Here is a 13,663-nt window from a genome sequence, read left to right as displayed (position 1 = left end):
GAAATGGAGGTTACCATGACTATCAAACAGATTTCTGTGTTCCTCGAGAACAAGAGCGGAAGAATAAACGATGTAACCAAAGCCTTGGGAAAAGCGGGCATCAACATGCATGCGTTCAGCATGGCCGAAACGACTGACTTCGGTATCCTGCGGTTGATTGTTTCGGATGTGGAACGGGCGGTGGAAGTGCTGCGTGCGGCAAACTTCTCGGTGGTACAGACCGATGTAATCTGCATCAGTTGTCCCAATGTAGCCGGTTCGTTGGCGGTTATCCTCGAGCACCTGGCCGAGCATCAGGTATTCATCGAATACATGTATGCGTTTGCACAAGGCGACAAGGCCAACGTGGTGATTCGTCCGACCGACCTGCAGGCTTGCCTGGAGGTGCTGAAGACCGATCAATGCGATGTGCTGACAGGTAATAACCTGTAAGTTCCTGTAAGATAAACGAAGCGTCCTGGAAGAATGGCTGGGTAACAGTTTCTTCCAGGACGCTTTCGTTGTATCGGCTGAATCAGTCTTGTGAGAATTCCTTGATGCGTTGCTCTTCTTCCAGCCGGCAAATCAGCAGGTATCCGTCTTTTTCTGCTACGATATAGCCGTCCAGCCCCTGCAGGACTACTTTACGCTCTTCGCTGGTATGTACAACGCAGTTCTTGCAATCAAAAAACTTCACGTCCTGTCCTACCTGGGCATTTCCATCCGTATCCTGTTGCAGATGAGTATGCAGTGAGCCCCAGGTGCCCAGGTCGCTCCAACCGAATTCGGCAGGAAGTACATAGATGTTGGAAGCCTTTTCCATGACGGCATAGTCAATCGAAATCTTGTCGCAGGTTGGGAAAAGACGTTTCAGCTCTTCGGCTTCCCGGTCGGTATACAGACTGGGGGACAACTCATCCATTACTCCGGCGATTTGTGGCGCATATTGGCGGATGGCTGCTGTAATCGTATGTACATTCCATACAAAGATTCCTGCATTCCACAGGTAGTTTCCTGCGGCCAGGTATTTCTTGGCGGTTTCCAGGTCAGGCTTTTCACGGAATGATTCTACCTGGTGGATTTCCTGGTCGGGCAATTTTTCTCCTGAACAAATGTATCCGTATCCTGTTTCAGGCCGGTTCGGTTTCATGCCGAGTGTGACGATGGCTGTTCCCGTTTGGGTAAAGTCCAATGCCACTTTGATGCAACGTCTGAATTCTTCGACATCAAGAACAAAAGCGTCCGAAGGAGCGACTACGATGTTTGCCTCAGGATGACGTTGCTTGATTTTCCAACAGGCATACGCGATGCAGGGAGCCGTATTCCGGGCTTCCGGTTCCGACAGGATGTTCTGTTCCGGAATCTCGGGTAACTGTTCTTTTACGATGGAAGTATATTTTTGAGAGGTCACTACCCAACGGTTTTCCATCGGGCAGATACCGCTGAAACGATCTGCGGTCAGTTGGATGAGGGTTCTACCACAACCCATAATGTCGATGAACTGTTTGGGATATGCAGGGGTACTCATTGGCCAGAAACGACTGCCGATTCCTCCTGCCATGATGACGAGGTGATTATCTGCCATATTATATACCTATGATAAGTTTCTATTTCTGTTGTAGTTTTTTAGCCAAAATTCAGCTTATTATGCAAAGCTAATGTTATTTCTGCGGATTGCCAAGGAATCGGTCGTTTTTTCCATTCCCGGAGGAAAAGGATTTTTCCCAGGCTGTTTTTTGTAGACGTATCCCGTGAATATATGCCGGTAACTCTGTATCTTTGTGCTGTAGTCGTGTTTGGTGGAATCTATGTTCGAACGCTTGTATGTTTAAAGAGAAAGTATATCAATACATAACGGAGAAGCAGCTTTTCCAGCCTGCGGATAAAGTGCTGGTGGCCTTGAGTGGAGGCGCGGATTCGGTGGCTTTGCTGCGTGTCCTGCTGGAGTTGGGATTTTCGTGTCAGGCTGTACATTGTAATTTCTGTCTGCGAAACGATGAGTCCGACCGTGACGAAGAATTTGTGAGGGCTCTGTGCCGGGAACGGCAGGTGAATCTGGAGGTCAGGCATTTCGATACGGAAGGTTATGCGAATACGCATCGGATATCCATCGAAATGGCTGCCCGTGAGTTACGTTACGCCTGGTTTGAAGAAATGCGTTGCCGCATGGGGTGCGATGTCATAGCAGTAGCTCACCATCGGAATGATAGCGCAGAAACCCTGATTCTGAATTTGTTGCGCGGAACAGGTATCCGTGGATTGAAAGGAATCTCCCCTGTCAACGGAACCGTTGTCCGGCCGTTGCTGGGAGTCGACCGCGACGAGATACGTCGGTACCTGGCTGAGTTGAAACAGGCATACGTCACCGACAGTACGAATCTGCAGGATGAATACATGCGGAACAAGATTCGCTTGAACATCTTTCCGAAGTTTCAGGAAATCAATCCTTCGTTTGTAGAGTCCCTTTTGGAAACGTCAGAACGGTTGACGCAAGTCGAGGCCGTTTATCGGAAGGGAATCGATGAAGGTCTGAAGCGTGTCCTGAAAGACGGCAGGCAGATGGCTATCGGGGCCTTGTTGCAGGAAGTCTCGCCACAGGCGTTGCTTTACGAGTGGCTTCATCCGTTCGGATTCAATGCCAGCCAGTTGAAAGATATTTTTCAAGGGTTGAACGGTCCTTGCGGACGATGGTATCAGACGGCGGAATGGAGATTGTTGCGTGACCGTGAACTGCTGATTCTTTCGCCTAAGGAAGCGGCAGACATTCATTACCGGCTGGTAACGGAACGTTTCCCGGTGGAAGGGCCTTTCAGCGTCCCGCACGTACCGGATAAGGCTTATTTGGATGCCGATAAGGTTACGGCGCAGCTATCGCTCCGTAAATGGCAATCGGGCGACCGTTTCATCCCCTATGGCATGAAGCATTTCAAACGGGTACGTGATTACCTGCGCGACCGGAAATTCACCCGTTTCGAGAAAGAAGAGCAGTATGTGGTGACCGCAGGCGATACCATCGTCTGGCTGGTGAACGAACGTACCGACCACCGCTTCAGGGTGACGGAACAAACCCGAAATGTTCTTGTACTTTCGGTCGAAAAACACGTGTAATGTACTCAAAAGGGCCGGAGAAGTAAGGAAAAGGCACTCCATACATTAAAAAACATAAAAAATACGGATGAAAGTATATATAATTGAGCGATTTATATTTACTTTGAGTGATTTAACATTTTAATATTGATGGTAGAATGAATGAACTGATTGCTAAAATTAAGGAACTCAGCGCAGCTTTTATAGTTGATGCTGGAATGCAGGCTGAAAAAGGAAACAAAGCTGCAGGTACTCGTGCTCGCAAGGCATCTCTTGAACTTGAAAAAGCCTTGAAAGAATTCAGAAAAGTATCTTTGGAAGATTCCAAGAAATAATTGTTTCTACTTTTGAATGTAATTGAAAGAGGTTGTATCTTTCTTCCATAAGGAATGATACAATCTCTTTCGCATGTAAATAGGTAAACAAGCGTATGGACCGGAAACGATATGTCGGATGGATTGGCGCGGGCCTTGTGTGTGCGTCAATGGTGGTTTCTTGTACTTCTGCTGGTCAGAGGCAATCTTTGTTGCATACGGCCGATTCGTTGAATCAGGTTTCCTACGCGTTGCGTTATAAGGATTTGCCCAGGGCCGCACGGGCTGCCGGGCAGGCGTATGAATATTCTGCCGCTTCGCCATCCGTACGGGCAGAAGCCTTGAACAACATGGCTTTCTGTGCCTTTATGCGTATGGATTTCGAACAGGCCATCCGCTTGTACCGGAAAGCTTTATCGGCCAGCAACAACGAAGTGGAAAGTCTGATAGCCGATATCGGGCTGATGAAAATCTGCCAGCGTACATCGATGAACAAGGAGTTCTATGATTACCGGAACAGCGCATTGCGGCGGATCAGACGGATACGGGAGGACCAGATTTCTCTGGAGAATGATGCCGTCAGAAAGCGGATGGATTATGCCCTGTCGGAGTTCTATATCGTTTCAGGCATCTATTATTATTATTTGCAGCAGGAAGATGAATCATTGGCTTCCATAGAGGCCGTTTCGCCGGATTGGATCAAGGCCGATTCGGCGCAATGGCTTTATTATCTGTACATGAAGGGGTCCGGTGGCATGTACCGTGGAGCGACGGCTGCCGAAATAACAAAGGGGGAGTTCAGTTGCCTGGTGGAATGCCTGCAGGCCAGTCATGCGCAGGGGTATATCTATTTCGAGGCAAATGCATTGCAGGCGATGGCCGAGCTGTTGCTGTTCCGTTCGAATCGGGAGTTGCTTTCCAGGGAGCGCGAAGGTTTGATGCGACTGGTCAACCCGAATGATGTTCCGCTGGATTCTTTGCCTTTGCGTTTCGCCCGTGAAGCTTTGCGCTTGTTCAAGCGCTACGGAGACTGGTACCAGATTTCGGGGACCTATCGTACCATGGCCAGTTACTATAATTCCATGGGTGAACCGGAAAAGGCCTTGCGGAACCTGGCCGAGGCCTTGGGGTATGTCAACCGTCACCATGAAAAATATTACCATTGCGAAGATACCCTCGACCGGTTGTTTACTTTTGTGCCCGGTCAGGAACGGTCTACCGAGCTGACCTGGATTAATGATGAAGGTATCAAGACCGTACCGGAATGGATTGCCCGCTTGCGGGAGCAGCTGAGCCGGACGTATGCGGCTATGGACCGTAAGGTGGAATCGGATTTCAACCGGAACATTTACCTGGATATTCTGGATTATACCCGTCAGGACAAGGAACTGGAAAGCCGTTACGGGATGCTGGAGTCGGAATCGAGCCAATTGAACGGCTTGTTGTTGCTGGTGGGAATCAGTTTCATCCTGTTGGTACTGGTTTTTGTCTTCCTGAACCGTTACTGGAGAACCCGGAATACCCAATACGTAAACGAGTTGAAGAGGGTGCTGGAGGTCTGCCGGAAGATTACGTCTTCGGTCCCTCCCCAGGCATCGGGGATGGAGGAAATCAAGGAAGCCGTGTGCCGGACGGTGCAGGAGGACCTGCTTGCCATTTTCCGTTCCGGCGAACTTTGGATAGAGGTTGCCGGCGATGATGCCGAAGCGCGTCCCGATTGGACTAAATCGGAACAGGTGGTCAATTACGCATTGGTATCTCCCGGAAAACAGGACCCGGTGGGTACCTTGTGGCTCCATCCGCTGACACCCCTTCGAAAGGAAGAAAAGGTACTCGTCAGACTGCTGGTGCCTTATCTGGCCTGGACGCTCGAGAACGGGCAGAATCTGGTCTCCTTGGACGATGAGCGGCGCAGGGTGGAGAAGGAGCAGTATGTGCATGAGAAGCATTTGGTGGAGAACAAATGCGAGAATGAGGTGAAGAAGACATGCCTGGCTTTGGTGACCGGTATCTTGCCGTACATAGACCGGGTCGTGAATGAGGTGAACAAGTTGCGGACCTTGCCTTCCGCCCATTATTCCCTGAAAGCAGGGAAACTGCAATATATCGACGAACTCATCACCCGCATCAATGAATACAATGATATCCTGGCGCTATGGATTAAGATGCGGCAGGGTACGGTCAGCCTGAATATCGAAAGTTTCGAGCTGAATGAACTTTTCCAGACCTTGGCCAAAGGCAGACGCTCGTTCGAGTTGAAGCGTCAGACGTTCGTGGTCCCTCAGACTACGGCGGTAGTGAAGGCCGACAAGGCGTTGACGTTGTTCATGATCAATACCCTTGCCGAAAATGCCCGTAAATATACTCCCGCAGGGGGACGTATCGAACTCTCTGCAGAGGAAACGGAAACCTATGTGGAGATAGCCGTAACCGATAATGGACCGGGGCTTTCCGAAACGGATGTCAACCGCATTCTAGGGGAAAAGGTGTACGATTCCAAACAGATAGGGATGGATACAGCTATCGACACACAATCCCTGCAAAAGCAGAAAGGAAACGGCTTCGGTCTGATGAATTGTAAGGGAATCATTGAAAAATACCGGAAAACGAACGCATTGTTCCAGGTCTGTACGTTCCGGATAGAGAGTGCTCCGGGAAAGGGAAGCCGCTTTTTCTTCCGTTTGCCGAAAGGGCTCCGGCGTCTGGGAATATGGATGGGTATCCTTGTGTGCGGTATGCAAATGGGAGGATGTTCTCAGCACGCTTCCACGTCGCGGATGGCAGACTCCGGTCAGGACACGTTGCCTGTTCCCTCTGCCGTAGCTTCCTACGATAGCCTGTTGGCGATTGCCAACGACTATGCCAACCGGGTATATGACAACAACGTGAATGGTGATTATACCACCGCATTGACTTTGGCGGATAGCGTACTTTATTACATGAACAAACATTATCAGCAATATGCGGATAGTGAAGGACCTCTGGCGCGTCTGTATGGAGCGGGACAGGCCGCCGAACTGACCTGGTTGGCCAACGGATTCGATACGGATTATTACATCTTGCTGGATGTACGCAACGAAGCGGCGGTAGCCAGCCTGGCGGTCAAGGATTTCCGCCGTTACCGTTATAACAATGCTGCCTATACCACCCTCTACAAGCTGTTGAGTGAGGACAATTCGCTGGATTATTATTGCAAGCAGATGCAGCAGTCGGCCAACAACAAGCTGATAGCGTTGGCCATTTTCCTGTTGCTGGTACTTGGGGGAATAGTTGCCTATTACTTGTTATATATCCGGAAACAGTTGCGTTACCGGTACAACATGGAGCAGGTCTTTGCGGTCAACAATGCCCTCTTCCTTGCGTCGGCCGAAGCGGAGAAAGAACCGGTGTCGAGCATTCCCCACATCCTTGTGAACGGGGTGTTCAATGAACTCAACGAGTTGATACCCCTCACCAATTTGGCTTTGATGGTCTATAACGAAGAATGGAAGGCCTTCGAAACGGCTTATTACCAGGAAGTCACAGACGAGGAGCTGGAGGAACGGATGAAACGTGCCTTCGAGAAGGAGCAGGTATTCTGGTCCACCGATGCCGGCTGGTGCTTTTTGCCTTTGTGGAACGAGGCGGGAGGTGAGAAGCATTGCATCGGGTTGTTGGCTTTACAGACTTCCCGGCCCTATAATCAGGAGGAGGACCAGTTGCTGGTACAATTGATGTCCGGTTATTTGGGTAGTGTACTTTATCATACGTTGGTGACCGTGCAGGGTAAATTCCATGACATCGAGCTGGCTCAGGATGATGCACGGAGGACTTCGTTTGAGGAGAATCAGTTGCATGTACAGAATATGGTGCTTGATAATTGCTTGTCTACCATCAAGCATGAAACCATTTATTATCCGAATCGCATCAAGCAGATTGTGGACCGCCTGACGCAGGAGAATCTGGCCGGTCGGGAGGAGCAGGAACAGCTGGAGGCCATGTCGGAGCTGGTGGAATATTACAAGGAGGTATTTACCTTGTTGACTTCGTGCGCGTCGCGGCAATTGGAAGGAATCACCTTCCGGCGTTCGGATGTCAGTGTAGAAGAGCTTTCGGCCCAGGCTTTGCGTTATTTGCAACGGATGAACCGGAAACAGTCTTTCCGTTTGACGCTGGAGGTCGAGGCTGAACCGTTATGGGTGTCGGGCGACAAGGTCTTGCTGGCTTTCCTTCTGGAAAATCTGCTGGATGAGGCCATGCGTTTTCCCCGGGAAGGAAAGTTAATATTGAAAATTTATCGGACAGAAGCGTTCGTTCGTTTTGATTTTATTGATTCTCGTCGTAATTTTACGCGGTCGGAGCTGAACGAGCTGTTTTATCCGGATAAGAACCGGATGCAACAGGGAAGTCCGGGTGGGGGACTGACCGGTACTGAATATTTGGTATGCAAGCAGATCATCCGTGACCACGACGAGTTTGCCGGGCTGAGAGGATGCCGTATCAATGCCGAATCTGTGCCTGATGGGCAAGGGTTCATGGTATGGTTCACCATCCCTTACCGGGTAATCAAATGAAAAATGTATGGAAAAGTTTAAAGTAATTATTGTAGAGGATGTGAAGTTGGAGTTGAAGGGTACGGAAGAGATTTTCCGCCATGAAATTCCGAATGCAGAGGTGATAGGTACCGCTATGACCGAGGCCGAATTCTGGGAATTGCTGAAGCAGCAGACCCCTGATTTGGTGTTGTTGGATTTAGGTCTGGGGGGCTCTACCACCATCGGGGTAGACATCTGTGCCCGCCTGCACCGCGAACGTCCCGAACTGAAAGTGTTGATTTTTACCGGTGAGGTATTGAACGAGAAGCTTTGGGTGGATGCGCTGGATGCTGGAGCGGACGGAATCATCCTGAAAACCGGTGAACTCCTGACGGCGACCGATGTACAGGCCGTTATGGACGGCAAGAAGCTGGTCTTCAATTATCCGATCCTGGAGAAGATTGTAGAGCGTTTCAAGCAGACGGTGATGGCCGAACAGAGGAGGCAGGAGGCTTTCATCAATTACGATATCGATGAGTACGATGAACGCTTGCTTCGTCATCTGGCCTTGGGATATACAAAGGAAATGATCACCAACCTGAAGGCGATGCCTTTCGGAGTGAAATCCATCGAGAAACGGCAGAACGATTTGATAAACAGGTTGTTCCGCTCGGACGAACGGGTAGGGGTGAATGCTTGCCGCCTGGTGACACGTGCTTTCGAGCTCCGTATCCTGGACATCGATAACCTGGAACCGGATGAAGACTAGGCGATTCATACATCCGGCTACGGTATTCTTTCTGCTCACCCTGCTGGTGGTCTGTGTATCGTGGGTGGGGAGTATCTTTGCTTGGGAACAGGTGCAGAATCTGCTGAGCGCGGAAGGCCTGCGCTGGATGCTCCGGTATGCGGGCGATTGTTTTACGCGGTCGTCTCTGGTGGGAGCGGTGCTCCTGCTTTTTCTGGGCGGCGGACTCTGGGTAAACTCCGGCCTGCTGGAGTCATGCCGGCAATACTGGAAACATGAACGGAAGCTTTCCAGGAAAGAACGCCGGGGGCTGTTCCTGTCCTGGACAACAGGAGGAGTGTATCTGTTGCTATGGCTATTCCTGGCTTTCGGGCCGCTCAATGTGGTTCGGAGTGCTACGGGGACCCTGGCAGATTCTCCGTTGTCGGACGGTATCTGCTACGTGGTATCCTTAGGGCTGGGCCTGATGGGAGCCGTATACGGTTTCGTGACCGATTTCTACCGGAACGATGCGGATGTCGTACGGGGCATGTCGGGGCTGTTCCGCATCCTTCCGGAGTATTTCGTGACCTTGTTCTTTGTCATCCAGTTCTTTGCGGTATTCCAGCATTCAGGCCTGTACCTGTTTTTGGCTTTGCCGGCCTCCATCTGGAAAGGAATCTATTACGTCTGTTGTCTGTTCCCTTTATGGTATGGCAGGCCGCACAGAACTTTATGAGCGGTTTATATGTTGAACTATCAAATGATAAATGCAAATTGAAATGAAAAAAAGTATTTTTTGGGCAGCTGCCGGTCTGATGGCACTGGCTGCTTGCCAACAACAGCAAGCTGGTTTTACAATCCAGGGTACGGCGGTAGGTGCTGCCGACGGTGACACCATTTACCTGCAGAATTTCGACGGCACCAACATGGTGAAGCTGGATTCAGCCGTTGTGAAGAACGGAACGTTTGAATTCAAAGGAACTCCGGATTCACTGGTGACAAGCCGTTTTGTTACTTACATGAAGGGAGACAACCGTATGTCTACCATGCTCTTTGTGGAAGACGGAGTTATCAAGGTGACTTTGGACCCGGAAAACAGCAAGGTGTCTGGAACTCCCAACAATGACATCCTCCAGCAGTTCTCGGACACGTTTGCCGCTATCTCCAAGGAGTTGAACGAGGCTTACGAGAAGAGCCAGCAGGATTCTACCTTGACTGAGGCTCAACAGGATTCCGTGGAACTGGCACTCGACCAGAAGCAGGAAGAAGGACTTGCCAAGGTATTCGAACTGGTATCGGCCAATATAGACAAACCTGCCGGTGTATACCTGCTTTCTTCTTTCGGTCCGTCGTTCGATGTGAAGAAGGTTCAGCCGTTGTTCGAGCGTATTCCTGCCGCTTATAGCAACGATCCTGAAATCGTATCCTTGAAAGAATATGTAGATACGGCCGTAAAGACATCCGAAGGCGAAAAGTACATCGACTTTACGATGAACTCTCCGGAGGGAAAACCTGTCAAACTCTCTGATTTTATATCAAAAAATACATACACCCTGATTGACTTCTGGGCCAGCTGGTGCGGACCTTGTAAGCGTGAAATGCCGACGGTGGTAGAAGCCTACGATAAGTATAAGAATAAAGGTTTCGGAGTGGTAGGTGTGTCATTGGACAATAATGCCGATAGCTGGAAACAGGCCATCAAGGATTTGAATATAACCTGGCCGCAGATGTCCGATTTGAAAGGATGGCAGTGTGAAGGAGCTTCGTTGTATGGCGTACGTGCCATTCCGGCAACGGTGCTGGTTGACCAGCAGGGAACCATCATTGCACGCAACCTGAGAGGAGCGGCACTGATGAAGAAGTTGGGTGAACTCATGAAATAATCCTTACAAAAAATGGAGAAGCCGTATTTTACTCCCCGCAGGAGTGTAAATGCGGCTTCTTTTTATGAAGTATGGAAAATCTCTGGAACCTGTAATGAATCCGTTTTCAGGATATTCTTGGTTTATCCGATTTTGCTGATTCTTTTCAATTTCTCTTCTTCTATCAGTTTGATTTTGCGTCCGTCGATAATGATGAGTTTTTCTGCCGCAAAATTGGACAGGGTACGGATGGCGTTCGATGTGGTCATGTTCGACAGGTTGGCCAAGTCTTCGCGGGAGAGATAGATACTCAGTGTACATTGGTCTTCTTCCACACCGTACGTGTCTTTCAGGAAGAGGAGTGACTCTGCCAGACGTCCACGGATGTGTTTCTGGGTCAGGCTTACGGTCCGTTCATCGGAGATACCCAGGTCTTTGGAGAGTTGTCTGATAAAAAACATGGACAATTCAGGGTTCTCCTGAATCAGTTTGACAATCGTCGGCATCGGAATCAGACAGATGGTACAAGGCTCGAATGCAGCGGCGGCTGTTACATAATTCTCCTCTGCAAAATAGGCCCGATAGGCAAAGTATTCATGGCTTTTGATGACACGGATAATCTGGCTACGTCCTCCCACCCCGTCTTTGTAAATCTTTACTTTTCCGCTCAGCAGGCACATGAGGTAAGTGGGCGTTTCCCCTTCGCAATAGATGTTTTCGTTTTTCTTGTATTTTTGTATGGTAAAATCTTTTGCCAGGATTTCTTTCTGCTCCTGTGTCAGTGGTTGCCACAAATCGGGGATGCTTTCGGCAATCTCGAGTTCTGTTAGTTCCTTCTTCATCATTTGCAATGTTACAAAACCGTGTTATATAGCACAAAGGTAAAATAAAAAATCGAAATAGTGGTTTTAAGGTTTAAAAAATATCATCCTAATAGCTTTTTTATTATATATTTGTCCGATAAAATAGGTAGCATTGAAGTTTATTTACCGAGTATATGGCTTTTTTTTGTTGCTATGCTGTTTTGCAGGTGTGGCAAACGCTTCGGAACCGGGAAGTAATCTCTGGTCGGAAAAGGGTATAGCCGTACCCGATTCCATCCTGGAGTTGCTGTTTCAGGGCGCAGAGACCAATTCACACCGCATCAAGGAATACCAGAGTAGCCTGTATCTGAAAGGGAAGCTTACGGTACATAAGCGTAACCGGATCATCAAATATGTACCTTCCATGTTCAAGCTGGAGAAAGACATCGACCAGTATATGCATGAATCCGTCAGCGATCTGCATTATACGGCGCCCGATATTTATGACCGGAAAGTCAGGGCGGTTTCCACTACCTTCCCGAATCCTTATGGCGAAGTGTTCGACATCATGGATTACATGAAGTTCAACCTCTACGGCTCTTCTGTGATGGAAAATAAAATCCTGTCGCCCTTGAGCCGTTCTTCCCGCCGGCTGTACCAGTATTTTCTCGAGGATGTGCTGGAGCGTTCGGACAGCCGGACTTACCACATCAAGGTAGTTCCGTTGTTTCAAAGTACCCAGTTGCTGGAAGGTCATTTCTGGATTTCCGATAAGGACTGGACCGTCAAGCACCTTGATGTACATGGAAAATATGCCTTGATTACTTTTCATTTGTCCATGCACATGGGCGAAACGGAAGAAACCCGGTTCTTGCCCCAACTCTTTAACCTGGACCTCAATTTCAAGTTCCTGAAGAATCATCTGGAGATGAACTATACCGGATGGCTCAACTACGCGAAAGTGGAACTTTTTGACCCGGATGGCACGGAATGGCTGGACCTGCAAAAGACACGTTCGCATAACCTTTCCAATTCATATACGTTGACCTGCGATACGACCCAGCTGGTGCTCGACCTCGATTCCTTCAACCGGATTCGTCCGATTCCGTTGGACGGTGACGAAGAACAGCTGTACAAGAAGCGGAAAGAGCGTGTCCTGTTTCAGGCAGCCATGGATACAATCCAGAAGGCCATGCCGGTGACACGGCGCGAAAAGAATCTGGTCTTCTGGGGGCAGTTGGGCGATGCCCTGATCAGCAGTTACAACATTGACCTGTCGAAGGTGGGGAGTGTGAACTGTTCCCCGATCATCAATCCGCTGTATGTGAGTTACAGCCACCGGAACGGTATCTCCTACAAGCAGGTGTTCAAATACAACAAGTTGTTTCATGACGGCCGCCTGTTGCGTATCGTGCCTCAGATTGGCTACAATTTCACCAAGAAGGAATTGTACGCCAGTGCCGATGTGCAATATGTCTACAATCCGCGGAAACAGGGACGGGTGGAGATAAGTGCAGGAAACGGTAACCGGATTTACAGTAGTGTGGTGTTGGACCAGCTGGCCGCACAACCGGACAGTACGCTCAGTTTCGACGGGCTGGACCTGGATTACTTCAAGGATGTGTATGTCAATGTTTCCCACAACATCGAAGTGGTGAACGGTCTGCAATTGTGGACGGGTGTCGCCATGCACTGGCGATATACCAAAAGCACCCCTGAGGTGGAAGCCCGGGTCCGTTCGAAATACAATAGTTTTGCGCCTCGTCTGCGGGTGGAGTGGACACCGGGGATGTATTATTACATGAACGGCAACCGTAAGGTGAATGTCGGTTCCCGCTATCCGACCTTCATGCTCGATTATGAACGGGGGTTGCATATCTTGAACAATTCCGGAAAGTATGAACGTATTGAAGTGGCCATGCAGCAGATGATCCGCCTGAAACAGGTGAACTACATTGCCTACCGGATAGGTGCCGGATGTTTCACCAATCAGGACGACCTTTATTTCGTGGATTATGTGAACTTTGCCAACCGGAATCTTCCCCAGAGCTGGGATGATGAAATCGGCGGAACCTTCCAGATGCTGGACGGTCGCTGGTACAATGCTTCCAGCCATTACATTCAGGGGAATCTGACCTATGAATCTCCCTTTATCCTGCTTTATCCGGTTTCCCGGTTGCTTTCGTTTGTCCAGAAGGAGCGTCTGTATGCGGGTATCCTGTTTATGCCGTATCTGAATCCGTATATCGAATTGGGCTATGGAATTGCCACCCACCTGTTCGATGCAGGTATATTCATTGGAAATGAAAAAGGTAAATTTACCTCCATCGGCTGTAAATTTACCTTCGAATTGTTCAATGATTGAACCTTTGTT

At 49.3% G+C, this 13,663-nt stretch carries 10 protein-coding genes; 8 read left to right on the top strand and 2 right to left on the bottom strand.

All coding sequences use genetic code 11. The annotated features are described in order from the left end of the window. The first annotated feature begins 15 nt into the window (after positions 1-15). Entirely contained in the window at positions 16-432 is a 417-nt protein-coding gene (locus C510_RS0105615; RefSeq protein WP_025892572.1) for an ACT domain-containing protein, read from the top strand. 82 nt (positions 433-514) lie between these two features. Here the strand turns inward: C510_RS0105615 and C510_RS0105610 are convergent, their stop codons facing one another. Next, positions 515-1,564, bottom strand: a complete 1,050-nt coding sequence (locus C510_RS0105610) for a mannose-1-phosphate guanylyltransferase (protein ID WP_018710359.1) — start codon at positions 1,562-1,564, stop codon at positions 515-517. A gap of 239 nt (positions 1,565-1,803) precedes the next feature. Between C510_RS0105610 and tilS the strand changes: the two genes are divergently transcribed. The 6 genes from tilS to C510_RS0105580 all read left to right on the top strand — a co-directional run bounded on the left by tilS (position 1,804) and on the right by C510_RS0105580 (position 10,507). Beyond that, on the top strand, positions 1,804-3,087 hold the full coding sequence (gene tilS, locus C510_RS0105605) for a tRNA lysidine(34) synthetase TilS (RefSeq protein ID WP_018710358.1): 1,284 nt from the start codon (positions 1,804-1,806) through the stop codon (positions 3,085-3,087). Between the two features lie 137 nt (positions 3,088-3,224). Next, entirely contained in the window at positions 3,225-3,401 is a 177-nt protein-coding gene (locus C510_RS0105600; protein ID WP_018710357.1) for a histone H1-like protein Hc1, read from the top strand. Positions 3,402-3,496: 95 nt separating this feature from the next. After that, on the top strand, positions 3,497-7,933 hold the full coding sequence (locus C510_RS0105595) for a DUF5112 domain-containing protein (protein WP_025892573.1): 4,437 nt from the start codon (positions 3,497-3,499) through the stop codon (positions 7,931-7,933). A gap of 7 nt (positions 7,934-7,940) precedes the next feature. After that, entirely contained in the window at positions 7,941-8,663 is a 723-nt protein-coding gene (locus C510_RS0105590) for a DUF5932 domain-containing protein (RefSeq protein WP_018710354.1), read from the top strand. Continuing rightward, a complete protein-coding gene (locus C510_RS0105585; protein ID WP_018710353.1) occupies positions 8,653-9,360 on the top strand; it encodes an AbgT family transporter in 708 nt (235 codons plus the stop codon). The genes C510_RS0105590 and C510_RS0105585 overlap by 11 nt, the downstream gene beginning before the upstream one ends. A gap of 43 nt (positions 9,361-9,403) precedes the next feature. Then, on the top strand, positions 9,404-10,507 hold the full coding sequence (locus C510_RS0105580) for a TlpA disulfide reductase family protein (RefSeq protein ID WP_018710352.1): 1,104 nt from the start codon (positions 9,404-9,406) through the stop codon (positions 10,505-10,507). Between the two features lie 122 nt (positions 10,508-10,629). Here C510_RS0105580 and C510_RS0105575 read toward each other — a convergent pair whose 3' ends face one another. Continuing rightward, the gene (locus tag C510_RS0105575; RefSeq protein ID WP_025892575.1) at positions 10,630-11,331 is read right to left on the bottom strand and encodes a Crp/Fnr family transcriptional regulator; all 702 of its coding nucleotides are present in this window, start codon (positions 11,329-11,331) and stop codon (positions 10,630-10,632) included. A 130-nt stretch (positions 11,332-11,461) separates the two neighbouring features. Here C510_RS0105575 and C510_RS0105570 point away from each other — a divergent pair, with 130 nt between their 5' ends. Beyond that, on the top strand, positions 11,462-13,654 hold the full coding sequence (locus tag C510_RS0105570; RefSeq protein WP_018710350.1) for a DUF5686 family protein: 2,193 nt from the start codon (positions 11,462-11,464) through the stop codon (positions 13,652-13,654). Positions 13,655-13,663: the final 9 nt, after the last annotated feature.

This window comes from Phocaeicola barnesiae DSM 18169 = JCM 13652, assembly GCF_000374585.1.
Classification (GTDB): domain Bacteria; phylum Bacteroidota; class Bacteroidia; order Bacteroidales; family Bacteroidaceae; genus Phocaeicola; species Phocaeicola barnesiae.
The sequence above is the reverse complement of the archived record's forward strand: the minus strand, read 5'-3'. Positions and strand labels throughout refer to the sequence as shown.

What these genes read in the sequence shown, in the direction of transcription:
- C510_RS0105615 (WP_025892572.1), top strand. Translation starts at nt 16, where the DNA reads ATGACTATCAAACAGATTTCTGTGTTCCTCGAGAACAAGAGCGGAAGA.
- C510_RS0105610 (WP_018710359.1), bottom strand. Translation starts at nt 1,564, where the DNA reads ATGGCAGATAATCACCTCGTCATCATGGCAGGAGGAATCGGCAGTCGT.
- tilS (WP_018710358.1), top strand. Translation starts at nt 1,804, where the DNA reads ATGTTTAAAGAGAAAGTATATCAATACATAACGGAGAAGCAGCTTTTC.
- C510_RS0105600 (WP_018710357.1), top strand. Translation starts at nt 3,225, where the DNA reads ATGAATGAACTGATTGCTAAAATTAAGGAACTCAGCGCAGCTTTTATA.
- C510_RS0105595 (WP_025892573.1), top strand. Translation starts at nt 3,497, where the DNA reads ATGGACCGGAAACGATATGTCGGATGGATTGGCGCGGGCCTTGTGTGT.
- C510_RS0105590 (WP_018710354.1), top strand. Translation starts at nt 7,941, where the DNA reads ATGGAAAAGTTTAAAGTAATTATTGTAGAGGATGTGAAGTTGGAGTTG.
- C510_RS0105585 (WP_018710353.1), top strand. Translation starts at nt 8,653, where the DNA reads ATGAAGACTAGGCGATTCATACATCCGGCTACGGTATTCTTTCTGCTC.
- C510_RS0105580 (WP_018710352.1), top strand. Translation starts at nt 9,404, where the DNA reads ATGAAAAAAAGTATTTTTTGGGCAGCTGCCGGTCTGATGGCACTGGCT.
- C510_RS0105575 (WP_025892575.1), bottom strand. Translation starts at nt 11,331, where the DNA reads ATGATGAAGAAGGAACTAACAGAACTCGAGATTGCCGAAAGCATCCCC.